21 protein-coding genes are annotated in these 23,955 nt (G+C 71.6%); 10 read left to right on the forward strand and 11 right to left on the reverse strand.

Going from position 1 to position 23,955, the window contains the following annotated elements:
- Positions 1-11: 11 nt before the first annotated feature.
- On the forward strand, positions 12-812 hold the full coding sequence (locus MW290_RS00400; protein ID WP_250195385.1) for an IclR family transcriptional regulator: 801 nt from the start codon (positions 12-14) through the stop codon (positions 810-812).
- A 7-nt stretch (positions 813-819) separates the two neighbouring features.
- On the opposite strand, the gene MW290_RS00405 is transcribed toward MW290_RS00400, so the two are convergent.
- From MW290_RS00405 to MW290_RS00415, 3 genes are read right to left on the reverse strand one after another with little or no spacing between them, the layout of a single operon-like run.
- Positions 820-1,797 (reverse strand): Bug family tripartite tricarboxylate transporter substrate binding protein, encoded by a 978-nt coding sequence (locus MW290_RS00405; protein ID WP_250195386.1) that lies wholly within the window; start codon positions 1,795-1,797, stop codon positions 820-822.
- A gap of 49 nt (positions 1,798-1,846) precedes the next feature.
- Positions 1,847-2,836, reverse strand: a complete 990-nt coding sequence (locus MW290_RS00410; RefSeq protein ID WP_250195387.1) for a D-2-hydroxyacid dehydrogenase — start codon at positions 2,834-2,836, stop codon at positions 1,847-1,849.
- Between the two features lie 21 nt (positions 2,837-2,857).
- Entirely contained in the window at positions 2,858-3,646 is a 789-nt protein-coding gene (locus MW290_RS00415; protein ID WP_250195388.1) for a class II aldolase/adducin family protein, read from the reverse strand.
- A 146-nt stretch (positions 3,647-3,792) separates the two neighbouring features.
- Here MW290_RS00415 and MW290_RS00420 point away from each other — a divergent pair, with 146 nt between their 5' ends.
- Entirely contained in the window at positions 3,793-4,746 is a 954-nt protein-coding gene (locus MW290_RS00420; RefSeq protein WP_250195389.1) for a LysR substrate-binding domain-containing protein, read from the forward strand.
- A 21-nt stretch (positions 4,747-4,767) separates the two neighbouring features.
- Here MW290_RS00420 and MW290_RS00425 read toward each other — a convergent pair whose 3' ends face one another.
- The 3 genes from MW290_RS00425 to MW290_RS00435 all read right to left on the reverse strand — a co-directional run bounded on the left by MW290_RS00425 (position 4,768) and on the right by MW290_RS00435 (position 6,668).
- Complete coding sequence (locus MW290_RS00425; protein ID WP_250195390.1) at positions 4,768-5,499, reverse strand: anti-sigma factor; 732 nt, start codon at positions 5,497-5,499, stop codon at positions 4,768-4,770.
- Positions 5,496-6,056, reverse strand: a complete 561-nt coding sequence (locus tag MW290_RS00430) for a sigma-70 family RNA polymerase sigma factor (RefSeq protein WP_250195391.1) — start codon at positions 6,054-6,056, stop codon at positions 5,496-5,498. The genes MW290_RS00425 and MW290_RS00430 overlap by 4 nt, the downstream gene beginning before the upstream one ends.
- Before the next feature lie 63 nt (positions 6,057-6,119).
- Positions 6,120-6,668: a DUF3455 domain-containing protein gene (locus MW290_RS00435; RefSeq protein ID WP_250195392.1), complete on the reverse strand. Its 549-nt coding sequence runs from the start codon at positions 6,666-6,668 to the stop codon at positions 6,120-6,122.
- 224 nt (positions 6,669-6,892) lie between these two features.
- On the opposite strand from MW290_RS00435, the gene MW290_RS00440 reads away from it, so the two are divergent.
- The 4 genes from MW290_RS00440 to MW290_RS00455 all read left to right on the forward strand — a co-directional run bounded on the left by MW290_RS00440 (position 6,893) and on the right by MW290_RS00455 (position 12,015).
- Positions 6,893-7,621, forward strand: a complete 729-nt coding sequence (locus MW290_RS00440) for a DUF6683 family protein (RefSeq protein WP_250195393.1) — start codon at positions 6,893-6,895, stop codon at positions 7,619-7,621.
- 86 nt (positions 7,622-7,707) lie between these two features.
- Positions 7,708-8,169: a cache domain-containing protein gene (locus tag MW290_RS00445; protein WP_250195394.1), complete on the forward strand. Its 462-nt coding sequence runs from the start codon at positions 7,708-7,710 to the stop codon at positions 8,167-8,169.
- 31 nt (positions 8,170-8,200) lie between these two features.
- The gene (locus tag MW290_RS00450; RefSeq protein WP_250195395.1) at positions 8,201-9,760 is read left to right on the forward strand and encodes a methyl-accepting chemotaxis protein; all 1,560 of its coding nucleotides are present in this window, start codon (positions 8,201-8,203) and stop codon (positions 9,758-9,760) included.
- 119 nt (positions 9,761-9,879) lie between these two features.
- On the forward strand, positions 9,880-12,015 hold the full coding sequence (locus MW290_RS00455) for a catalase (RefSeq protein WP_375142776.1): 2,136 nt from the start codon (positions 9,880-9,882) through the stop codon (positions 12,013-12,015).
- On the opposite strand, the gene MW290_RS00460 is transcribed toward MW290_RS00455, so the two are convergent.
- Positions 12,016-12,936, reverse strand: coding sequence for a class I SAM-dependent methyltransferase (locus MW290_RS00460; RefSeq protein ID WP_250195396.1), 921 nt, complete (start codon positions 12,934-12,936; stop codon positions 12,016-12,018).
- A gap of 178 nt (positions 12,937-13,114) precedes the next feature.
- On the opposite strand from MW290_RS00460, the gene MW290_RS00465 reads away from it, so the two are divergent.
- The gene (locus MW290_RS00465; RefSeq protein WP_250195397.1) at positions 13,115-13,429 is read left to right on the forward strand and encodes a hypothetical protein; all 315 of its coding nucleotides are present in this window, start codon (positions 13,115-13,117) and stop codon (positions 13,427-13,429) included.
- Here the strand turns inward: MW290_RS00465 and MW290_RS00470 are convergent.
- On the reverse strand, positions 13,426-15,450 hold the full coding sequence (locus tag MW290_RS00470) for an amylo-alpha-1,6-glucosidase (protein ID WP_250195398.1): 2,025 nt from the start codon (positions 15,448-15,450) through the stop codon (positions 13,426-13,428). The genes MW290_RS00465 and MW290_RS00470 overlap by 4 nt on opposite strands.
- A gap of 138 nt (positions 15,451-15,588) precedes the next feature.
- Between MW290_RS00470 and MW290_RS00475 the strand changes: the two genes are divergently transcribed.
- Together MW290_RS00475 and MW290_RS00480 are read left to right on the forward strand one after the other, a co-directional pair.
- Positions 15,589-16,050, forward strand: coding sequence for a (2Fe-2S)-binding protein (locus MW290_RS00475; RefSeq protein WP_250195399.1), 462 nt, complete (start codon positions 15,589-15,591; stop codon positions 16,048-16,050).
- A 14-nt stretch (positions 16,051-16,064) separates the two neighbouring features.
- Positions 16,065-18,278, forward strand: a complete 2,214-nt coding sequence (locus MW290_RS00480; protein ID WP_250195400.1) for a xanthine dehydrogenase family protein molybdopterin-binding subunit — start codon at positions 16,065-16,067, stop codon at positions 18,276-18,278.
- On the opposite strand, the gene MW290_RS00485 is transcribed toward MW290_RS00480, so the two are convergent.
- Both MW290_RS00485 and MW290_RS00490 read right to left on the reverse strand, forming a co-directional pair.
- A complete protein-coding gene (locus MW290_RS00485) occupies positions 18,279-19,373 on the reverse strand; it encodes an alpha/beta fold hydrolase (protein WP_250195401.1) in 1,095 nt (364 codons plus the stop codon).
- Positions 19,374-19,394: 21 nt separating this feature from the next.
- Positions 19,395-20,840: an alpha/beta hydrolase family protein gene (locus MW290_RS00490; protein ID WP_250195402.1), complete on the reverse strand. Its 1,446-nt coding sequence runs from the start codon at positions 20,838-20,840 to the stop codon at positions 19,395-19,397.
- Between the two features lie 143 nt (positions 20,841-20,983).
- On the opposite strand from MW290_RS00490, the gene MW290_RS00495 reads away from it, so the two are divergent.
- Entirely contained in the window at positions 20,984-22,735 is a 1,752-nt protein-coding gene (locus MW290_RS00495; protein ID WP_250195403.1) for a mechanosensitive ion channel family protein, read from the forward strand.
- Positions 22,736-22,831: 96 nt separating this feature from the next.
- Here MW290_RS00495 and MW290_RS00500 read toward each other — a convergent pair whose 3' ends face one another.
- Complete coding sequence (locus MW290_RS00500) at positions 22,832-23,707, reverse strand: hypothetical protein (RefSeq protein ID WP_250195404.1); 876 nt, start codon at positions 23,705-23,707, stop codon at positions 22,832-22,834.
- Positions 23,708-23,955: the final 248 nt, after the last annotated feature.

The raw sequence follows: 23,955 nt of genomic DNA on the forward strand, positions 1-23,955 counted from the left end.
AGGCCGCACGCATGACCGCCACCACCCCGAACGAGCGCAGCCGCGCAGGCACCCAGAGCATCGAGCGGGTGGTGGAGCTGCTGCGCACGGTGGCCTCGCGCGGGCGCAACGGCATGCGGCTGGGCGACGTGGCCACCGCCACCGGCCTGCCCACGTCCACCTGCTTTCGCATGCTGCAGCGGCTGGAGCTGGAGGGGCTGCTGGAACGCCACCCGGTGACGCGCAAGTACTTCCTGGGCCCGCTGCTGCATGAGCTGGGCATGCTGGCCTACCCGCGCGTGCAGCTGGCCGCCCACTGCGAGCCGGTGCTGGCCGAGCTGGCCCACGAGACGCAGGACACGGTCTACCTGAGCGAGCGGCGCGGCCTGGAAGCGGTGTGCACCGCCCGTGCGCTGGGCGACTACCCGATCAAGGCGCTGACGCTGGACGTGGGCATCCGCCGGCCGCTGGGCGTGGGCGCCGGTGGCCTGGCCATCCTGTGCCAGCTGCCGCCCGAGGAGGCGCAGGACGTCATCGATGCCAACGCCTGGCGCTACGCCAAGCAGTCATCGCTGGACGCGGCGCAGGTGATGGCCGCGGTGGCGGAAGGCCGCGCCAGGGGCTATGCCTTCCTCGACAGCCCGGTGTTCGCCGGCACGGCCGCGGTGGGCGTGGCCCTGCCCGGCCCGCGGCCGATGGCCGCCCTCAGCGTGGCGGCGATCTCATCCCGCCTCGACGAAGCCCGTCGGGCCGAGGTCGGCGCCGCGCTGCAGCGGCAGGCCCGGCGGCTGGCACGCCTGCTGGCCGCCGCCGAACCCGACCCGGCCCGCTGAGCGCTGGTCAGTCGATCGTTGCCCCCGAATCTCGCACCACCACCCGCCACTTCTCGTGCTCTGCCCGCACGAAGCGGCCGAAGGCGTCAGGCGTGCCACCGATGGGGTCGGCGCCTTCCTGCACCATCTGGCGTTCGATGTCGGGCAGCGCGACGATTTCGTTGACCGCCGCGTTGAGCTTGCGCACCACCGCCGGTGGCGTGCCCTTGGGCGCGAAGAAGCCGAACCAGGAGCCGGCCTCGAAGCCGGGGTAGCCCGACTCGGCCACCGTGGGCACCTCGGGCATGGACCGCGAGCGCTTGGGGCTGCTGACGGCCAGAGGCCGCAGCGCACCACCGCGAATGTGCTGGATGACCGACGGGATGGTGGCGAACATGAACTGCACGCGGCCGGCCAGCAGGTCCTTCAAGGCCTCGGCGCCCTTGTAGGGCACGTGGATGGCCTCGAAGCCACCCCGCTGCGACAGCATGAAACCCGCCAGATGCGACGAGGTGCCGATGCCGGTAGACGAGTAGTTCATCGCGCCCTTGTCGGCACGCGCCAGCGCAACGAACTCGGCCAGCGTGTTCGCCTTCACCGAAGGGTGCACCACCAGCACGTTGGGCACGTCGGCAATCTGCACCACCGGCTCCAGGTCGCTGAGCGGCTGGAAGGGCAGCTTCTTGTACAGCGACTGGTTGACCGCCATCGGGCCCACCGAGTTGACGATGAGGGTGTAGCCGTCGGGCGCGGCGCGGACCACCTCGCCGGTGCCGATGTTGCCGCCCGCCCCCGGCTTGTTGTCCACGATGAAGGGCTGCTTCAGCCGCTCGGCCAACTGCTGGCTGACGCTGCGCGCCAGCAGGTCGGTGGTGCCGCCGGCGGTGAAGGCCACCACCACGCGCACCGGCTTGGCTGGCCACTCGGCTTGCGCCCGTGCGGCCAGCGGCTGCAGGCAGGCCACGGCAGCGACCAGGGCGCCGAATCGATGGATGAGGCGGTTCATGCAATGTCTCCTTCTTGGTGGCGGCGGCGCGGGCCGCCGGGTCGGCGCTTCAGCGCGCCGGCACTTCGTTGCGCAGAGCGTCGCCCTGCAGCCAGGCAGCCAGGTTGTCCAGGAACAGGCGGTCCACGCGCGCCTCGTTGCCTGAAGAGAAGCCGGCGCAATGCGGTGTGCAGATCACGTTCGGCAGGCCCCACAGCGGTGAGGCGGCCGGCAGCGGCTCGGTGGCATGCACGTCGAGGCAGGCACCGGCCAGGTGGCCGGACTGCAGCGCCTGCAGCAGCGCGGGCTCATTCACCACCTCGCCGCGCGCCACGTTCACCAGCCGCGCGCCGGCGGGCAGGCGCTGCAGTGCCTCGTGGCCGATCAGGCCGTGGGTCTCGGGCGTCAGCGGGCACACCAGCAGCAGCCAGTCGGCCTGCGGCAGCACCTGGTGCAGCTGGTCGGTGGTGACGGTGTGCAGACCCGGGCCGGCCGGCTGCGGCTGCCGGCGCACCACCACCACGCGCAGGTCCAGCGCCAGCAGGCAGCGCGCCAGCGCCTGGCCGATGGGTCCCCAGCCGACCACCACCGCGGTCTGCCCGGCCAGGTCGGCCGGCAGCTGGTCCAGCGGCGGCGGCGACCAGCGCCGCTCATGCTGCGCCTGCCACAGCGCTGGCAGCTGCCGCGCCAGGGCCAGCAGGCCGGCCAGCGCGCTGTGCGCCACCACCTGGGCATTGGCGCCGGATGCGGTGCTCACGCGCACGCCGCGGGCCAGCAGGTCCAGGTACACCGGCCGGTCGGCGCCGGCCGAGTGCGCCTGCACCCAGCGCAGCGCGGGCGCGGCCCGCAGCAGCGCATGGAAGTGCGCGGTGGCCGGCTCCAGCACCTGCTTGGTCGAGCGGCCGGTGACGTCGCGGCTGACGAAGGCGGCATCGGCCTCGCAGGCCGCGCCGGGCGGCAGCGCCTCGGCCCGCAGCAAGGTGCAGCCGGCGTCGCCGCAGGCGCTGATCAGCGCGGGCGCCAGGCGCTCGGCGGTGGCGGTGGACAGCAGCAGCTTCAAGGTGGGCTTCCGGCGGCCGGGTCAGTCGCGGTAGCTGGGGTCCAGGCGGTCCAGCTTGCGCAGCAGCGCCGGCCACTCCATCACGCCGTAGGGCCGGCGGGTGCCGGGCTGGTAGTTGTTCCAGGTGGCTTCCAGCACCGGCTGCGGCACCTGCACCAGCGGCGACTGGCAGGCCATGGCGGCCAGCTGCGAGCGACAGGCCAGCTCGAGCCGGTGCATCCAGTTGAAGGCCTCGCCCACGGTGCGCCCGACGGTGAGCGCTCCGTGGTTGCGCAGGATCAGCGCTTCGCCGCTGCCCAGGTCGGCGATCAACGAGGCCTGCTCGGCTTCGTCCAGCACCACGCCCTGGTAGTCGTGATAGCCGATCTTGAGGAAGCGCATCGCGGTCTGCGTCAGCGGCAGCAGGCCGCATGCCAGCGACGACACCGCCATCGACGCCCAGCTGTGGGTGTGGATCACGCAATCCACCTCGGGCCGCGCGGCATGCACCGCGCTGTGGATGACGTAGCCCGCGCGGTTGATGCCGTAGTCCAGCGGGCCGAAGTCGGGGCGGGCCAGGATGCGGCCCGCATGGTCCACCTTGACCAGGCTGGAGGCGGTGATCTCCTCGTACATCATCCCGTAGGCGTTGATGAGGAAGGCGCCGTCCTCGCCGGGCACGCGGGCCGAGATGTGGTTGGCCATCATGTCGGCCATGCCGTAGTGCTCCACCAGCCGGTAGCAGGCCGCCAGGTCCACCCGGGCCTGCCACTCGGCGGGGCTGCAGTGTGGCTTCATCGACGGGATGGTGAGCGGACGGGCTTCGGTCATGGGGCAGTGGCCGGTGTTGCCGGCGGTGCAAGGGGTGACGGCCCACTCTAGGAGGCCGCCGGCCGCGGTGCATCCGGTGGCTGCAAACAGGTGTTCGGTATCCTTGAACACCGCCACCCGCCGGCCCTGCGCCGCCCTGCCCTGCGATGGAACTGCGCCAGCTCCGCTACTTCGTGCGTGTGGTCGAGCTGCGCAGCATGGGCCGTGCGGCGCTGGAACTCGACCTGGCCACCTCCACCCTCAGTCAGCAGATCAGCCAGCTGGAAAGCGAACTGAGCACGCGGCTGCTGCAGCGCCGCTCCACCGGCGTGCAGCCCACCGATGCGGGGCTGGACTTCTTCCGCCAGGCGCAGCTCATCCTGCGGCAGTGCGAGGCCGCGGCCAGCATCGCGCAGAAGGGCCGGCTTTCGGGCCATGTGAGCGTGGGGCTGGCGGGCACCACGGCGGCCATGCTGGCCGTGCCCTTCGTGCAGGCCATGCGGGCGCGCTACCCCGGCGTGCGGGTGCGCATCGTCGAGGGTTTGTCGGGCCACCTGGAATCGCTGCTCAACTCGCGCCAGCTCGACCTGGCGATCCTGTTCGACGCCGATGCCGCGCGGCGCTGGAGCCTGGTGCCCTTGCTGCAGGAGCGGCTGTTCCTGATTGCACGCGCCGACCTGCCCGGCCTGCCCGAAGGTGACGAGGCCCCGGTGCAGGCGGTGACGGCGCTGCCGCTGATCCTACCCAGCGGATCGCACACGCTGCGCAGCCTGGTGTTCGACGCCTACCGTCGCGCGGGCGCGGCACCCAACGTGGTGGTGGAGATCGATGGCGTGGCCAGCCTGATGGACGCGGTGCGCGCCGGCATCGGCGCCTCCATCCAGCCGGGCGCGCTGGTGTCCCGGCTGGGGCCCGGCGACCACCGCGACGCGCGCGACGGCCTTCGCGCGGTGGCCTTGTCGGACGACGGCGTGCACCGCACCAGCCTGCTGGCCAGCCTGTCGGACGACGAGCTCTCACCGGCCGGCCTGGCGGCCCGCGTGGTGATGACCGAGCTGGCGCGCGGGCTGGCGCAGGACGGGCGATGGGCCGGCGCCACGGTGCTGGAGCCAAGCCGCTGACGGGCGCCGCAGCGGCCGCCCTCACAGCATCACGCTGCGCCCCACGAACAGGATGGGCCCGGTGGGCCGGCCGATGGTGGAGCCGCCTTCGGGCTCGAGCGTGATCTCGAACAGCTGCTGCGCGCCCACGCCGGGCAGGCGCGAGACCGGGATCTCGACGGTCTGACCGACGGGCACCAGGCCCAGCGAGGTGGGGCCGGCCGCGCCTTCCAGCTTGGTCCAGAACTGCCACACGCGGCCGGGCGGCACGCTGCCGGCATCGGCGGTGGGCACCAGGCGCAGCAGGCCGCCTTCGCGCACTTCCACCACCCAGCCGGTGCTGCGGTTGTCCGGGCTTTGCAGCACGGCCACGTAGCGGGCGGCGTCGGGTGGCGTCTGCGCCAGCGGCGCCAGCCGCAGCACCACCACCATCAGCACGGCCGACAAGGCCAGCGCGCCCGCGGACACGCCTTGCCACAGGCCCAGACGCTGCCACCACGGCGCCTTGGCAGCCGGTGCGCTGGGCGCGCTGGCCAAAGCGGGCCGGGTCAGCGCGGCCTCGATGCGTGGCCACAGGTGCGCAGCGGGCTCCGCGGCGGGGCTGTGGCGTGTCAGCGGCAGCAGGCGGTCCTGCCAGGCATAGACCTCGGCGCGCAGCGCGGCGTCGTGCACCAGCGCCGCGGCCACGGCCGCATGGTCCTCGGGCGACAAGGTGCCCAGCACGTATTCGCCCGCGATCGCGGAGCGCTCGACGGCATCTCGCAGGTCGATCATGCGAGGCACTCCTTCAGGCTGGCCAGGCTGCGGCGGATCCAGGACTTGACGGTGCCCAGCGGCGTCTGCAGCCGCTCGGCAATCTGCTCATGGGTGTAGCCCTCGACAAAGGCCTGCACCACGCAGCGCCGCCGCAGCTCGTCCAGCCGCTGCAGGCAACGCTCCAGGCTGTCGGCGTCCAGGCCGCGATCCTGCTCGTCGTCCACCGGGCTGGCGGCCTGGCGCGCGTCCGACAGGCTCACCAGCTCGGGCGTGTCCAGCGTCTGCAGTCGCTCGGGCAGGCGCACCTCGCGCAAGGCGCGGTGGCGCACGATGGTGTAGACCCAGCCGCGCGCCGAGCCCAGCGCGGGCTGGAAGCTGCCCGCGTGCTGCCACACCTGCAGCATGGCGTCGTGCAGCACGTCCTCGGCCCGCGCGCGGTCGCGCACGATGCGCAGCGCCACACCCAGCAGCCAGCGGCCCTCCTGCTCGTACAAGGCGCGCAGCGCAAAGCGCTCGCCGCGGGCACAGGCCAGCACGGCGGCTTCATAGTCGAAGGGGGATGGGCTCTGGGTCATGCATCGCGCGCAGCCGGCGCGGCGGCCGGAACCGCGCGGACTCTAGCAGCGATGGCCCTGCGCTCAGGCGGCCTTCCAGAAGATGTAGTCGGCCTGGTACTTCACCACTTGCTTGCGGCCCAGGGTGGCGCCGTCGCAGGGGCTGGCGGGTGCCACGCCGCCCTGGGTGGCCACGCGCTGGATGTAGGCGATGCCGTTCATCGCGCCCATGCCGGTGGCCGGGTTGGCCTTGACCAGTTGCAGCGGGATGCTGCCTGCCATCGCCGGGGCCACCGCCACCTGCGTGCCGGTGATCTTGGAGCCGTCGCTGGAGGCCCAGGTGGCCGGCGGGCCGTAGTAGGTGCCGACCTTGGCACCCATGCGGTTGTTGAGGTCGGCCTGCGGGCCGACGAACACCCATTCCTGGCCGGCACCGCCGGCCTTGGCGCGGCATTCGTAGGTGATCTCGCCCACGCCCACGGTCTCCATCGCCACGCGGTGGCCGGCGGGCACCTTCACCGCGTCGGGCAGGCTGGCCTGGTTGAACGTGGCAGCCGACATCGGCATGCCGCCGCAGGCCGACAGCAGGGCCGCACTGGTGACGGCGATGGAAGCGAAGAAGATCGAGCGCATGGTCTTGTCCTTGAAGCAAAGGGAGTGGGCATCCCGCCCGAAGGCGGGAGGTGGCCGAGGCTCACCTCTGCTCTAGCCACCAGACCCCAGTTCAGATGCAGTGCCTGCGACAAAAAAGATGTAACGGCCGGTTGTCGGGCTGCGGTGCTAGGGGTGGCCATGAACGGCGGAGTCCGTACGCTGCGGCCCTTTGGGACGGACGCCCGGCTCCACGGGCCCTTGCGATGAAGTTGTACGACCCGCACCTCACCCCCATCCTCCGCTGGCGAAGGGCCGGCGCGGCCTGGCTGCTCAGCGCCGCGGCGCTGATGCCTTCGGCCGCGTCGGCGCAATACATCATGGAGTTCGCGCAGACCTATGCGGCGCCCACCTCCAACTTCATCAGCAACACCTTCCTCAACCAGGAAGCGCTGATCAACGCGACGCGCCCGGACGCACCGCGGGCGGCCGCCAAGGCGCAGCCGGCGCTGGCGCCGCCGCAGGTGGAACGCAGCGCCGCCGAACTGGCCCAGGCCGCGCCGGCCGCGCAGCGTGCCCGGCTGGAAAAGATCTACCTGCAGCTGATGCCCGGCTACCAGCAGCTGGAACGCAAGCTGGGCTGGCCGGCCGAGGACGTGGCCGGCGCGGTGGTCGCGCTGCTGGCCGGCAACTACATGGCCATGACCGGCACCGAGCCCAGCGACGAGGCGGTGAGCGCCGCCGGCCACCAGCTGAGGGCCAGCGCCCAGCTGCAAGGCCTGCTCGCCCGGCTCAATGCCACAGACCGCCGGCGGCTCTACGAGCAGTGCGCGATGCTGGGCACCTTCATGGCCCTGGCCCACCGCACCAGCCAGCAACAGCCCGCCAACGTGGTGGCCAACCTGCGCCACGCCGCCCGCGAGAACCTGCGCGCCGTGCTGGGCCCTGCGGCCGACGGGCTGCGGTTTTCGGCGCAGGGGATGCAGGTTAGGTGACCTCCCCTAAAGAATCACATGTGATGCGCCGATAGAAAATGCTCCCGCGGCAGTCGCCGCGCCTCTGAGCCAGTGAGACCCATCACATGCAGTACACCTCGCGCATCGCTGTCGCCCTGATGACCGCTGCCTGCTTCGCCCTGCCCGCCGCTGCCCAGGAACGTGGCACCAAGGAAGAGGCCAAGGCCATGGCCGACGCCGCCTTCGAACACATCAAGAAGGTGGGGCCGCAGAAGGCCTATGCCGACTTCACCACCGACAAGGCGGCCTGGACCAAGAAGGACCTCTACGTCATGGTCTACGACAGCAAGGCGATGGTGCTGGCCCATGGTGGTAACGAGAAGCTCGTCGGCAAGGACATGTCGGCCGTCAAGGACGGTAATGGCAAGCCCGTGGTCACCGGCCTGATCGACCTGGCCGCCAAGGGCGGCGGCTGGTACGACTACGACTGGCCGGACCCCATCTCCAAGAAGATGATGGCCAAGTCCACCTATGCCCGCAAGCAGCCCAACGGCGAAGGTTTCGTCGGCGTCGGCATCTACCGCTGAGCGGTCTGCCTCAGCAGTCACCGGGCAAGCCATGATCCCCTTCTTTCGCAACGCCTCGATCGGCTTGAAGGTGTCGCTGGCACCGGCCTTCGTCGCACTGTGCCTCTTGGTGGTCGCGGCGGTGGGCTGGTTCGCCAACCGCTCGCTCACGCAGGAGCTGCACGACATCGGCCACGAAGGCGTGGAGCGCATCGTCAAGGCCGAGACGCTGGCGCAGCAGCTGACGCAGCTGCACCAGCTGATCTACCAGAGCCTGACCTGGGAGGCCATCGGCCAGCGGGCCGAGATGATCCAGCAGCTGGACCAGCGCATCGGCGTGCAGCTGCAGGCGTTCGATCAGGCGGTGCGCACCGCCGCCAACGACCCCGCACTGACGACAGAAGACCGCGCCGTGCTGACGCCGATCGCCGACGGGTACACGGCCTATGCCAAGAGCGCGCGCGACACGTTGGACATCAAGACCACCGGTGTGGCCACGGCAGCCACCTTCGTGGTGACACTGGACAACCAGTTCGCCACGAGCCAGCAACAGCTCAAGGACTACATCAGCCGCGAGCAGGCCAAGACCGCCCAGAGCGTGTCCGAGGCCTCGGCGACGGCACAACGCCACAGCGGCATCATCGCCGCGACGACGCTGGTCGCGCTGGTGCTGGCGGCGCTGCTGTCGATGGCCATCGTGCGGGCCATCAGCATGCCGCTGGGCCAGGCCGCCCAGGTGGCCGGGCAGCTGGCGCAGGGCGACCTGACGCATGTCGAGCAGGCCGCCTCGGCCGACGCCACCGGCCGCGTGCTGGCGGCGCTGGGCGAGGTGTCGCGCGGGCTCAGCGGCATCGTGGTGGACATCCGCCGCACGGCCGGCGAGATCAGCACCGCCTCGGGCGATATCGCCACCGGCAACAGCGACCTCTCGGCCCGCACCGAGAACACCGCCGCCGCGCTGCAGCAGACGGCCGCCTCCATCGAGGAGCTGGCCGCCACCATCCGCAACAGCGCCGACCATGCCCGCGAGGCCAACACCATGGCGCACGACGCCTCCACCGTGGCCCGCGAAGGCGGCCAGATGGTGGCCGACGTGATCCAGACCATGGAGGCCATCAACGCCCAGGCCAAGAAGATCGGCGAGATCATCGGCACCATCGACGGCATCGCGTTCCAGACCAACATCCTGGCCCTCAATGCCGCGGTGGAGGCTGCCCGCGCCGGCGAGCAGGGCCGGGGCTTTGCGGTGGTGGCCGGCGAGGTGCGCAGCCTGGCCCAGCGCAGTGCCGATGCGGCGCGCGAGATCCGCACGCTGATCAGCAGCTCGGTGGAGCAGATCGACGCCGGTGCGGTGAAGGTGCAGGCCGCGGGCCAGACCATGGGCCGCATCGTCAGTGCGATCGAGCGCGTCGCCGGCAGCGTCGAGGACATCTCGCGCGCCACGGCCGAACAGGCCAGCGGCATCGCGCAGGTCAACCAGACGGTGGCCGAGATGGACCGCTCGACCCAGCAGAACGCGGCCCTGGTGGAGCAGGCTTCGGCCGCCACCGAGTCGCTGCGCCACCAGGCCGAGCGGCTGGTGCAGATGATCACGCGGTTCCGTACCACGTAAGCGGCGGGCGGCGTTTTCGTCGCGCTGTCCTACAGCCGGCGAGGCGCCTGGCCCACAGGCGGGCGGGGGGTATGCGGCTTAGCCTTCCGGGTGCTGATCACGCCCCGAGAGGAAAGCCCATGCCCACCCGCAAGCCCGCGATGCCCGCCCCCGCTGCCCGCCGTACCGGCGGCAACAACACCAAGGCCGCCATGCCCCCCGGCACCGGCCAGGGCGGTGAAACCCACCAGACGGCCGGCGTCGGCCAGCCGCTGCTGACCAGCAACCAGGGCCTGCCGGTCGCCGACAACCAGAACTCGCTGCACGGCGGCTACCGCGGCCCCACGCTGCTGGAAGACTTCCTGCTGCGCGAGAAGATCACCCACTTCGACCACGAACGCATCCCCGAGCGCATCGTGCATGCCCGCGGCTCGGCCGCGCACGGCTACTTCGAATGCCTGCGCGACTGCAGCGAATGGACCACGGCCAGCTTCCTGAGCAAGCCCAAGAAGCGCACGCCGGTGTTCACCCGCTTTTCCACCGTGGCCGGTGGCGCGGGCTCGGTGGACACGCCGCGCGACGTGCGCGGCTTCGCGGTCAAGTTCTACACCGACGAAGGCAACTTCGACCTGGTGGGCAACAACATCCCGGTGTTCTTCATCCAGGACGCGATCAAGTTCCCCGACCTGATCCACGCGGTGAAGATGGAGCCCGACCGCGGCTTTCCGCAGGCGGCTTCGGCGCACGACACCTTCTGGGACTTCGTCTCGCTGATGCCCGAAAGCCTGCACATGATCATGTGGGCGATGAGCGACCGCACCATCCCGCGCTCGCTGCGCATGATCGACGGCTTCGGCGTGCACACCTTCCGGCTGGTGAACGCGGCCGGCGAGTGGCGCTTCGTCAAGTTCCACTGGCGGGCCGGCCTGGGCGTGGAATCCACCACCTGGGACGAGGCGGTGAAGATCGCCGGCGCCGACACCGACTACCACCGCCGCGACCTGTGGGAAGCGATCGAACGCGGCGACTTCCCGACCTGGGAGCTGGGCCTGCAGGTGTTCGACCAGGCCACGGCCGACAGCCTGCCCTTCGACGTGCTGGACCCCACCAAGGTCATTCCTGAGGAGATCGTGCCGATCGAGGTGGTGGGCCGCATGGTGCTGGACCGCAACCCGTCGAACTTCTTCGCCGAGACCGAGCAGGTGGCCTTCTGCCCCAGCCACCTGGTGCCGGGCCTGGACTTCAGCAACGACCCGCTGCTGCAGGGTCGGCTGCATTCGTATCTGGACACGCAGCTGTCGCGGCTGGGCACGCCCAACTTCCACCAGCTGCCCATCAACCAGGCGCGCTGCCCGGTGGCCAACTTCCAGCGCGATGGCCAGATGCAGATGCAGGTGCCCACGGGCCGCGTGGCCTACGAGCCCAACTCGCTGGGCAGCCGGCTGCCGCGTGAATCGCCGGAGCGTGGCTTCAACAGCCTGCCGCTGGAAGAAACCGGCCCCAAGCAACGGCTGCGGCCCGAGAGCTTCGCCGACCACTACTCGCAGGCGCGCCTCTTCTTCCGCTCGATGACGGCGCCCGAGCAAGGCCACATGATCAATGCGCTGGCCTTCGAGCTGGGCAAGGTGGAAACCGGCGCCGTGCGCGACCGCGTGCTGTCGCACCTGGTGCTGGTGGACGAAACCCTGGCCCAGGCCGTGGCCGACAAGCTGGGCGTGGCAGCGGGCAGCATCTCGGCCGCCACGCCGGCCCGCACGCCGCAGGACCTGCCGCCCTCCCCCACGCTGAGCCAAGTGGCTAGCCGTGCCGGGGGACTCAAGGGCCGCCACCTGGCGATGTTGGTGGCCGAGGGCGCCGATGCCGAACTGGTGAGCACCACGCGCCAGGCGCTGGAAAAGGCGCGTGCCCGCGTGTCCGTGATCGCGCAGAAGATCGAAGGCGTGAAGCTGTCCGACGGCAGCCTGCTGAAGGCCGACGGCGCGCTGGCCGGCTCACCGTCCTGCCTCTTCGGCGCGGTGATCGTGCTGGGCGGCGAGGAAGGCATGCAGCCGCTGCTGGGCCACCCGGCCGCGCAGGACTTCCTGCGCGACGCCTGGCGCCACCTCAAGGCCATCGGCCTGGACGCGGCCGGCCAGCAGCTGGCCCAGGCCGCAGGCATCGGCAACGACGACGCGGTGCTGATGCTGAGCGACCGCAAGACGGTGGCCCGCTACCTGAAGGTGGCCGCCGCCGGCAAGCACTTCGCGCGTGAAGGGCAGCCGGGGACGGACGTCTGATCAGTCCGGGGCGCGGAAGGCCATCACCTTCAGCGCCCGGTCGGCCGACACGTCGCCGAACACGGCCGGGTTGGCCACCCGCTCCACGAACTGCAGCGTGGGCGCCTCGGCCTGCATGCCCTGCAGCAGGAAGTCGGCACCCAGCTTGGGCGTGTTCAAGCACAGCAGCGCCAGCCCGCCCGGCGCCAGCAGCTCGGGCAGCCGACGCATCACGCGCGGGTAGTCCTTGGGCGCCATGAAGCTGCCCTTCTGGTGGCTGGGCGGGTCGGCCACGATCAGGTCGTAGGGCGCACCGCGCTTGATCTTGCCCCATGAGTTGAAGATGTCGTGCGGCATGAAGGCGGCCCGCGCGGCTATGCCGTTGAGACCGTGGTTGCGCTGCCCGATGGACAGCGCGCCGCCGGCCATGTCCACATTGGTCACATGCCCTGCCCCCGCCTGCAGCGCCGCCACCGAGAAGGCGCAGGTGTAGGCGAACAGGTTGAGCACGCGGCCACCCGGCTGCTGCGCGGCCCAGCGGCGCACCCAGCGCCGGCCTTCGACCATGTCGAGGAAGAAGCCGTGGTTCTGCCCGCGCAGCAGGTGCACGCCGTAGCGGGCGCCGTCTTCCTCCACCACGTGTTCGGCCGGTACCTCGCCGGCCATCAGCCGGTTGGTGGCCCTTGATTCGTCGCGCTGCTGGAACACCCAGTTCAGCGGCTCGCCGGGCGCCACCTGGGCCCCGCGCGCGGCCAGCGCCTGGCCGATGGTGTGCAGCGCGGCTTCTTCCACCGGCGCGAAGCTGGTGAACAGCCACACCGGCGGATAAGCGTCCAGCGTGAAGGCCTCGCAGCCCGGGTACAGGCCGCCGCGCCCGTGGAAGTGGCGGCCGGCCTCGGTGGGCCGGGGCAGCGTGGCGATGGTGTCGAGCAGGGCTTGCATCGGTGGTGCGTTGAGCGGGTGCGCGAGTGTAGGCAAGCGGCACTGGCGGCATCGGCGGGCCCCGCATGCCGCGTTGCGGCATCGTCGGCCCGCGGACCACCGGCTGTCCTACACCGCGCATGCAGTGCCCCGCATGAAATGTGGTCAGGCGGCCCGTGGCCGCATCCGGAGGTGATCCATGATCCGCACCCCTGCCCTGCTGGCCACCGCCCTGCTGGCCGCCGCAGCCGCCACCGCCCAGACCACCGACCTGGTGGCCTACCAGGGCACCAACGCCATCCGCCTGACCGAGGCGGCCTGCACCGACGATGCGGTGCTCAAGCAGCTGTCTCCCGAGCTGCGCCCCTATTTCCGCAGCGCCTGGGCGCAGGTGGAAGGCAAGCGCTACAAGGCCTGCTGGGGCACCCTGCCCACCGCGGTGATCGTGGTGTACGAAGACGGCGACCAGGGCCTGGTGCCGCTGACCGACCTGCGCGTGCCGATAGACATCTAGGCAACTGCGCGTGTGGCCTGCCACGCGCGCAGCAGTTCGGCCACGCTCCAGGCCTGGGCGAAGCAGCCTTCGGGACGCTGCGGCGCATCACCGTCGAACACCTCGCTCACCTGGCCGATGCCGGCCTGGCGCAGGTGGCCCGGCAGCGCGGCCAGCATGGCGCGCGCCTCGGCCGGGTTGGCATGTTCACGCAGCCAGGCATCGATGAAGTGACCCAGTAGCCAGGGCCATACGGTGCCCTGGTGGTAGGCGGCATCGCGGGCGCGCAAGTCACCCTCGTAGCGCGGCTGGTAGGCCGCTTCGCGCGGGCCCAGGGTGCGCAGGCCGCAGGGTGTCAGCAGTTCGCGGCGCAGCGTGGCCAGCACCGGGGCCCACAGCGGCCGCTGCAGCACCGGGTAGCTGAGCGAGAGGCTGAACACCTGGTTCGGCCGCAGCGTGGCGTCGTCGCCTTCGGGCCCATCGACCACGTCCAGCAGGTGGCCCCGCTCGGCCGACCAGAAGCGTCGGTTGAAGCTGTCGCCCACCCGGTCGGCCATCGCATCGAAGCCGTCGTCGGGCAGGTCGTGCTGCTGCGACCAGTCGGCCATCAGCCGCAGCGCGTTGAACCACAGCGCCTGGATCTCCACCGGCTTGCCGCGCCGCGGCGTCACCACCCAGTCGTCCAGCTTGGCGTCCATCCAGGTGAGCTGGTAGCCCTCGGCCGCGGCGCGCAGCAGGCCGTCGCCGGCATCCACGCCGATGCCGAAGCGGGTGCCGTGCACGTGGTGCCGCACCACCTCGCGCAGCGCCGGGTACAGCGCCGGCACCAGGCTGTCGTCGCCGCTGCGGATGGTGTAGCGGTCCAGCGCATGGAAGAACCACAGCGTGGCGTCCACCGTGTGGTACAGGCCCTCGCGCCCGCCCTCGGGAAAGAGGTTGGGCAGCAACCCGTCGCGCAGGTAGCCGGCGAAGGTGTGCAGGATGGCCCGCGCCTCGGCATGGCGGCCGCTGGCCAGGGTCAGGCCTTCCAGCGCAATCATGGTGTCGCGGCCCCAGTCGGTGAACCAGGGGTAGCCGGCGATCACCGAGCGGCGGTGGGCGTCGTCGGCTGACTCGCCTGGCGCACGGACCACCGGCCGCACGATGAAGGCATCGGCGGCCAGCACCAGGCGGGCTTCGATGTCTTCATCCTCGGTCGCCTGCGCAGCGTCGCCGCGCTCGGCCAGACCGGCCGTCATCAACAGCAGCGCCTGGCGGTCCAGCTCGGCCTCGAAGAGGCTGTCCACCGGGCCCAGCGGCGCGTCGCCCGCCAGCGTGGCCCGCAGTGCCACGTCGCGGCCGGTGGCCAGCGGCGCGGTCCAGTGGCCCGGGCTGTGCTGGTGCTCGGCATGGTCGTAGCCTCTGGCCTGTTCCAGCGCCAGGTGGCGTGCCGGGTCCAGCAGCCCGTCGTGCTGGAAAGGCAGGCCCGCAGGCTCGGTGGCCAGCTGCATCACCAGGCCTTCGTGCAGCGTCAGCCGCAGGCTGCCGGCTTCGCCGTCGTCGGCCTGGTAGCGCGGCACGTCCTCGCAGGGCAGCGGGTCGTCCTGCCGGCGGGCGGCCACGTAAGGCCGCAGCAGCAGCCGGCAGGCCGCACCTTGCAGCAGGCGCCAGCGCACCGCCACCGCCTGGTGGCCGTGCGGCATCACCACCGACCGTTCGATCACCCGGCCGGGCAGCTCGTAGCGCCACACCGGCAGGCTGCCTTCCAGGCGAAAGCCGGCCAGGTGCGCATCCAGCACCCAGGCGCCATCGTCGGCCACCACGCTGTCGTCCAGCCGCGGCAGCAGCACATGGCGGCCGCGCGGCCGGTCCAGGTTGGGCACGAACCAGCCGTGGTAGCGGCGCGTGGCCGGCCCCTGCACGGCGCCGCAGGCATAGCCACCCAGGCCATTGGTGATCAACCACTCCGCGCCGGGGCTTGCATCGGGGGGCCGGCTTTGGCAGAGGGCGGCCTGGGGATTTGCAACAGGCAGCATCAGGGTGGGCAGGTTGCGAGGCATCATGAAGGGTCCTTGGTCGGCCCCGGCGATGTTGGCACCAGCCATGCCCAGCCGCCATGCCAGCGCCGGACCGGCCCTTGCCGCGTTCCTTCAGCAGTTCTCCGGCAGCTTTCCGCAACCCTTTTCAAGCAGAGAACTTCCATGCCCACCATCGACATCAACGGCCAGCCGCGCGCCATGGACGTCACCGACGACATGCCGCTGCTCTGGGCAGTGCGCGACGTCGCCGGGCTCACCGGCACCAAGTTCGGCTGCGGCATCGCCATGTGCGGTGCCTGTACGGTGCACCTGGATGGCGAAGCCATCCGCTCCTGCGTCACGCCCGTGGCCGCCTGCACCGGCAAACGTGTGGTCACCATCGAGGCGATCGAGAACGACCCCGTCGGCCAGCGCGTGCAGGCCGCCTGGCGCGAGCTGGACGTGGTGCAGTGCGGCTATTGCCAGTCGGGCCAGGTGATGCAGGCCACTGCGCTGCTGCGCAGCAACCCCAATCCGTCTGACGCCGACATCGACGCCGCGATGAGCGGCAACGTGTGCCGCTGCGGCACCTACAACCGCATCCGCGCCGCCATCAAGCTGGCTGCCTCGCGCAAGGGAGCCTGACCATGTCCGTGCCGATGAACACCCTGCCCCGCCGCAGCTTCCTGAAGTTCGGCGCCGCCACCGGTGGTGGCCTGCTGGTGAGCTTTGCGCTGCCGCTGCGCGCGCAACCCGACCGCAAGGAAAAGCCGGCCGAAGCGGCCGTCGGCCAGGCCGCCGAGAAGGCCACCGGTGAAGCCGGTGCGCTGGCCCACAACGCCTTCATCCGCATCGACCGCGAGGGCGTGGTCACGCTGGTGATGCACAAGGTGGAGATGGGCCAGGGCACCTACACCTCGATGCCGATGCTGCTGGCCGAAGAGCTGGAAGTCGACATCACCCAGGTGAAGCTGGAGCATGCACCGCCCGACAACGAACGTTATGGCGACCCGCTGCTGGGCGGCCAGGTGACGGGCGGTTCCACCTCGGTGCGCGGCGCCTGGGTGCCGCTGCGCAAGGCGGGCGCCAGCGCCCGCACGGTGCTGGTGGCCACCGCGGCCGACCGCTGGGGCGTGCCGGCGTCCGCCTGCACGGTGCGCAATGGCGTGGTCACCCACACCGCCAGCGGCCGCAGCCTGCACTACGGCCAGCTGGTGGACGAAGCGGCCCGCCGCCCGGCCCCGGCCGACGTGAAGCTCAAGCCCGCCAAGGACTTCAAGCTCATCGGCACGCCGGTCAAGCGGCTGGATTCGCCCGAGAAGGTGAACGGCCGTGCCCGCTTCGGCATTGACGTGCGCCTGCCCGGCATGCTGGTGGCCACGGTGGCCGCCTCGCCGGTGGTGGGCGGCACGCTCAAGAGCGCCGATGAAGCCAAGGCCCTGGCGGTCAAGGGCGTGCGCCAGGTGCTGAAGATCGACAACGCGGTAGCCGTGGTGGGTGATCACATGTGGGCCGCCAAGCAAGGCCTGGCCGCACTGGCCCCCACCTGGAACGACGGCCCCAACGCCGGCTTCACCAATGCCAAGTTGGTGGCCGACATGCAGGCAGCCGCCGCCAAGCCCGGCGCCGTGGCCCGCAACGACGGCGATGCGGCCCAGGCGTTTGCGCAAGCCCCCGGCCGCAAGCTGGAAGCGGTGTACGAGCTGCCCTTCCTGGCCCACGCCACGATGGAGCCGATCAATACCACGGTGGTGCTGCAGGCCGATGGCTGCGACGTCTACGTGGGCACCCAGGTGCCCACCATCGCGCAGGGCGCGGTGGCCAAGCTCACCGGCCTGCCGCTGGACAAGGTGCGCATCCACAACCACCTGATCGGCGGTGGCTTCGGCCGCCGGCTGGAGGTCGATTCGGTGGTGCAGGCCGTGGCCTTTGCCAAGAAGGCCAAGCCGGGCACGCCGATCAAGTTCGTGTGGACGCGGGAAGAGGACATCCAGCACGACATGTTCCGCCCTTACTACTACGACCGCCTGCAGGCCGCGCTCGATGCGCAGGGCCGGCCGGTGTCGTGGTCGCACCGCATCACCGCCTCGTCCATCATGGCGCGCTTCGCACCGCCGGCCGTGAAGGACGGCGTGGACCCCGACGCAGTGGAAGGTGCCAAGGACCTGCCCTACCAGATCCCGAACGTGAAGGTGGACTACGTGCGGCATGAGCCGCCGGTGCCCACCGCCTTCTGGCGCGGCGTCGGCCCCACGCACAACATCTTCGTGGTGGAAAGCTTCATGGACGAGCTGGCCGCCGCGGCCGGGGCCGATCCGTTCGAGTACCGCCGCGGCCTGCTGGCCAAGGCCCCGCGCGAGCGCCGGGTGCTGGAGCTGGCAGCCGAGAAGGCCGGCTGGAAGACGCCGATGAAGCCCATCGAAGGCAAGCGCGTGGGCCGTGGCATCTCGGTGCAGTTCGCCTTCGGCAGCTACCTGGCCCAGGTGGCCGAGGTGGCGGTGGATGGTGAAGGCAACGTGCAGGTGCTGCGCGTGGTGTGCGCGGTGGACTGCGGCCAGGTGATCAACCCCGACACCGTGCGGGCGCAGATCGAGAGTGGCGTCAACTTCGGCATCACCGCCGCGCTGTGGAGCGAGATCACCTTCGACCAGGGCCGGGTGATGCAGAACAACTTCACCGACTACCGCATGCTGCGCATGAACGAGTCGCCCACGATCGACGTGCACATCATCAACAGCACCGAAGACCCGGGCGGCATCGGCGAGCCCGGCACCTCGGCGCTGGCCCCGGCCGTCACCAACGCGGTGTTCGCGGCCACCGGCCAGCGCATCCGCAAGCTGCCCATCGGCGAGCAGCTGGCCAGGAAGGCCTGATCAGGGCTGCGCAAAGAAGTCGAGGATGGCCGTCATCGCCGGCAGGCGGTAGCGGTCGGCCTCGACCAGCAGCTCATGCCGCGCGCCTTCGATGCGCAGCGGGCACGGCTGTGGCCGCACCGCCGGCTGCAGCCCGGCACAGAAGGCGGCCTGGCCAGCGGCCGTCACCGCGGTGTCTTCCCCGGCCTGCAGCACCAGCAGCCGGGCGTCGATGCGGCCGGCGCCTTCGATCAACGCGTCCGACGCCTGGCAGGCCGCCCGTGCCCAGCCCCGCGTGGGGCCGCCCAGCGCCACCTGGCGCCGTTCGCTGATCACCTGTTCCACGAGGCCGTGGCGCACGGCCGAATGCGTCAGTTCATTGCGGCTGTCGTCGAAGGTACTGGCCTTCCAGCCGGCGTCCAGCAGGCCGGCCCAGCAGGTGGGGCAAACACCGCCGGTGGCCTTGAACCACAGGCAGCCGGTGGTGGCGCTGAACAACACCTTGGCATTGGGCGCATGCATCGGCGACGACAGCGCCGCCGCGCGGATGACGCCCGGGTGCCGCTCGAGGTACAACGAGGCGATGCCGCCGCCCATCGAGTGCGCCAGCATCAGCAGCGGCCGGCCCGCCGAGCGCGGGCGCACCACGCGGTGGATGAACACAGCCAGGTCGGCCACGTAGTCGTCGAACGAGGCCACATGGCCCTTTTCCGGCTCGTCCGCCAGCAGCCGCGGCGACAGGCCCTGGCCGCGGTGGTCCAGCGTGTACACCGCATAGCCCTGGCGCCACAGGTCGTGCATCACCTCGGCGTACTTCAGCAGCGTCTCGGTGCGGCCGTTGACGATGACCACGCTGGCCCGCGGCTGCGGCGGCTCGGCCAGCGCATAGGCCAGCATCAGCCCGCCGCTGGCGGCGAAGCGGCCCTGCACCACCTGCTGCCGCCAGAAGGGCTGGATCTGGCTGGCCATGCGGGCCGGCAGCTCGGCCTCGGTGGCCAGGCCATACGGATTGGCCGGCGGGCCGGCGGGCTCCGGCGAGGCCGCGGGGTGCTGGCAGCCGGCCAGCCATGCCGGCAGGGCCACGGCCATCAGCCGCATGAACGACAGCAGGTTCATCATCACCTCCCGGGGCAGGCCTCAATCGACGCGGATGGGCTTGCCCGCATGCACCAGCGCCAGCTTGCAGGCCATCTGCGCCATGTTGTGCTGGCGTATCCAGCTGCCGCGGCTGAGGTTCACCACGTCGCAATGCACCGCCGGCCCGCCTTCGGCGCCCCACAGCGGGCCCGGCGTGCAGCCGCTGAAGCGGCTGAGCACCTCGCCGTCTTCATGCAGCTGGAAGACGCCGGCCACCGCCGGTGCCTGGCCCGGCTGGCCGGCATCGCCCGCGTCGATGCGGCGCCGGCCTTCGGCCAGCTGCTGGTTGATGCCGGCCCGCGAGGGCTTGCGCGCCACCGGCGCATCGCCCACGCGGATCATCGAGGTACCGTCCACCGGCGAAGGATTGAAGCCCACGCTGCGCGTGACCTCCGGGTTGAGCAGCTGGATGTACACCGCCAGACCGGCGCCCAGTGAATGGCCCACGGTGGTGATGTAGAGCTGCGTGGGCGCGCGGCGCTCGTGCAGCAGGTCGCTCAGGGCATGCAGCCGCTGGATGCGCTGGATGATGGCGCGGCTGGCCCGGTCGGCCTGGCGGTACTGGTCCCACACGAAAGGCGTGAACGAGGTGACGCCGCGCAGGTTGGACACCCAGCCGCCCCCACCCACGGTGCCGCGGTAGACGAGCGCGTACTCGAAGCTGGGCACGCCGGCCACCGGTGCCCGCGGGCGCCGCCACACGTCGATGGCCAGGTCGGGCACGAACAGCGACCAGCCGCGGGCCTGCGTCTCGGCATGGAACTCGGGCAGGCGGGTCCACAGGTATTCCTGCAGTGCCTCGTTCACCGGCACACGCGGCTCATGCTGGGTGTAGCGGCAGTCGTCGTCGCTGGCCGGTGGCGCATCCACGAAGGTGTTGGGCTCGGCGGCGCGGGCGGCTTCCTGTTCCACCTGCTCGGCCTGCTGCGCGTCCAGCGCGGCGCAGTGCTGGCGCAGCACCTCGGCCCGGCCCTGCGCGGCGGCCTCCTCCCGCGCGCGGCTGCCGCACAGCAGCTGGTAGCGCCGCTCGTAGCGGTTGAAGGTGTCCAGCTCGTCCAGCTGGCGCACGAAGTCCTGGGCGCGTGGGTACTTCAGCTCACGCACCTCCTGCCTCAGTGAGGGGGAGTCGAAGGCCAGCGCGGTGTAGTTGTCGGGCCGGTCGTCGGCGCCATAGACGTCGGCCGCCAGGGCGGCATACGGCCAGTAGAAGTCGGCCACCGCGCGCAGCGCCGGCCCACCCGACACGACCGGTGCACGTGGCGTGGCCAGGTCGCCTTCAAGGCCGGCAGCGGGCGGCGGCAGCTCGTCCAGCCCGCCCGGGGCCACCGTGGTGGCCGGCGGCGGCGTGCCGCAGGCGGCCAGCGCGCAGGCCAGCGCCAGGGCAGCTGCGCGCTGCAGCCCGTGGCATGGGCGCGTGGCGCGGGCGGGGTATTGCGGGCTGCGCATCGCCGGATCCTCCTTGCGAAGGGGTCAGTGTGAGGCCGTCGCGGCGCGGCCGCCTCCCTACTTCATCAGAGGGTGCGCAGCCCCGGTGCGCCGCTAACATGGCCCGGCCGGGGGCGGCATGAACGGCTGGCAGGGGCATGCGGATGGGGGCAAGCCTGAGCGTGAAGCGGCAGCGGGGTGGCGCAGGCTGGGCTGCCGGTCCCAGGCATCCGCCGCTGGCTTCGGCGGGTGGCCTGCTGGCTCTGCTGCTGTGGGCCGCACTGCAAGGCGCACCGGCGCTGGCACAGTCGGCCGCTGCCTGGCCCCTTGCGGGCGATGGCGCGACGCCGGCTGCCGCGGCAGCCTCCGGCCCTGCCGCCGCAGCGCCCGATGCGCCCGCCCTTGTGGAGTTGCACCACCGCCAGATCGTGACCTTGCGCGCCCGGCTGCTGGGCGACACACCGGCCGAGCGCGCCGAACTGGCGCGCCAGGCCATCGAGGCCGTGGCCGCCCAGGCCGGCCCGGGCCGGGTGACGCACGATGCCGCCGGCGATGCGGTGCGGTTCCAGGTCGACGGGCAGACGGTCTTCTTCCTGCTGCCTGAAGACGTGGGCGGCGCCCGCCCCGGTGTGCTGCTGGAAGCGGCCACGCGGCAGGTGGCGCATCGGCTGCAGGCTGCGGTGGCCGAGGCCCGTGAGATGCGCGACCCCCGGCAGCTGGCCCTCGGCGCCGCCAGCGCCGCAGCCGCCACCGTGCTGGCGGTGGGCCTGGCCTGGGGCTTGTTCCGCATCCGGCGCCGGCTGGTGCAGCGGCTGGACGCGGCGCTGCAGCGCTGGCACCAGCGGCACCCGGCCGCCAGCCTGGTGGGCGCCTACGGCCGCCATGCCCATGGCGGCGTGCGTTGGCTGGCGGCGGCGCTGGCGTGGGTGGGCGCACTGCTGGTGGCCGAGCTGTGGGCCACCTTCGTGCTGCGACAGTTCGCCTACACCAGGCCCTGGGGCGAGCGGGCTTCGCTGTGGCTGCTGGACCGGCTGCAGGCGTTTGCGCTGGCCATCGCGGCCGCGGTGCCGGGGCTGCTGACGGCGGTGCTCATCTTTACGCTGGCCTGGCTGCTCACCCGCACGCTCACGCTGCTGCTGCGGCGGGTGGAACAGGGCGAGCTGCAGCTGGCCTGGCTGGACCGCGACACCGCCGGCCCCACCCGCCGGCTGGGCCACCTGCTGGTGTGGCTGTTCGCGCTGGCCATCGCCTACCCCTACCTGCCGGGTGCGCAGAGCGAATCGTTCAAGGGCGTGACGGTGCTGGCCGGCCTGATGCTGTCGCTGGGCGCCTCCGGCGCGGTTGGCCAGGCCATGTCGGGGCTGAGCCTGATGTACGCCCGCGCCATGCGGCCGGGCGAGTACGTGAAGATCGGCGAGGTGGAAGGCACCGTCTCGCACATGGGCCTGTTCGCCACGCAGATCCACACCGGCATGGGCGAAGCGGTGAGCCTGCCCAACGCCGTGATCGCCGGCCAGGCGGTGCGCAACTTCTCGCGCCTGGTGGGCGACGGGCAGTTCGTGCTGCACACCGCGGTGACCATCGGCTACGCCACGCCGTGGCGGCAGGTGCACCACATGCTGCTGGAAGCCGCGCGCCGCACGCCCGGCGTGGCCACCGAGCCACCGCCCTACGTGGTGCAGACGGCGCTGTCGGACTTCTACGTCGAGTACCGCCTGTGCGCCCAGGCCGACCGCAGCGCCCCACGCCGCCGCGCCGAAGCGATGAACCAGTTGCACGGCCACATTCAGGACGTGTTCAACGAACACGGCGTGCAGATCATGTCGCCGCACTACATGACCGACACGGCGCAGCCGCAGGTGGTCAAGCCTGGGGCGTGGTTTCCGGTGGAGGGCCGGGAAGGCGGCCGCACCTGACGCCGCCAAGCATCGGCCGGCCACACGCCGGCGCAGACGTTGCCGGCATCCGCGCAGCCTGCGGCAGGCTGGGCGCCAGGCGCGCCCTTCAGCCGCTCACGGCTGCAAGCGCCAGCCCGCGGCCCCCGGCGACGCCATCACCGCGGCCAGCACGGCGGTGCCGGCTTCGGTGGGCAGCAGGTTGTCGCGGTACAGCAGCGGCTGCCAGCGCACGTCACGGCCGACGCTGTAGACCGGCACCGGCCGCCCCGCCGCCCGCGCGATGGCACCGGCCTGACGTTCCAGGTTCTGAGCCAGGGCGGCGGTCAGCTGCGATTCCTGGCGGTTGGGGTAGAGGAACACGCTGAGCTTGCGCATGGCCGGCGGCTGCTCGGCCGCCCAGGCCCGCAGATCGGCCTGCCAGTCGCCGGGGGGCACACGCAAGGCCGACGGCGTTTCGCCGCAGCCGGCCGGGTCGGTGAGCTGCTGGCGCAGCAGGTACCACAGGCCGAGGACCGGCCTTTGCAACGGGTGGGTCAGGTCGCAGGCCCAGGAGCGGGCCTCGACGAAGTCGCCGCTGCCCACCACCAGCACCACACGGTCCACCTGGTCCACCACCTCGGGGTGCCGGCGCAGCCAGGCCAGCTGGTTGCGCAAGGTCCAGCCCGGCGCCGACATCGACCACACGGCCTGGCGGCTGGCGCGCGCCAGCTGCGGACCCAGGCGGTCGGTGCTGCGCGGGTGGCGCCAGCCCAGCACGCCGCCTTCGCCCAGCAACAGCAGGTTGGGGGTGGTGGCCGAAGGCGCAAAGGCCGGGCCGGCCATGCCCAGGCCGTTGAACTGCCAGTCGCTGCGCAGGCGCCAGTGGCCCGCCTGGTCGGGCGCGGGCGCGTAGCCCACGCGGGCGTCGGCCACGAAGAGCGGAAAGTCGAGCCAGCCGGTGCCGCGCACGGCGGCTTCACCGGCCGCCAGCAGGCCGAGCGTGACGAGCACCGCGGTGACCACGCCTGTCCGCGGCCTGTACGCGGGGCGGGCGAGCCGCTCTGGCGCACCGGGACTGACCGGCGCCGCACCGGAGGCCTCGTCCAACGCGGCATCGAAGGTGGAACGGGGGGTGGGAGCAGGAACGGGACGAGGCATGAGGGCGCGAGGCAGGCGGCAGCGTCGCCCAGTGTCACGGCCTCATCCCCCGCGCCGGCACGGTGTGCGCATATTTGCCGATCTTTAGCACTTTGCGCGAC

The organism is Aquincola tertiaricarbonis (assembly GCF_023573145.1).
GTDB classification, from domain to species: domain Bacteria; phylum Pseudomonadota; class Gammaproteobacteria; order Burkholderiales; family Burkholderiaceae_C; genus Aquincola; species Aquincola tertiaricarbonis_B.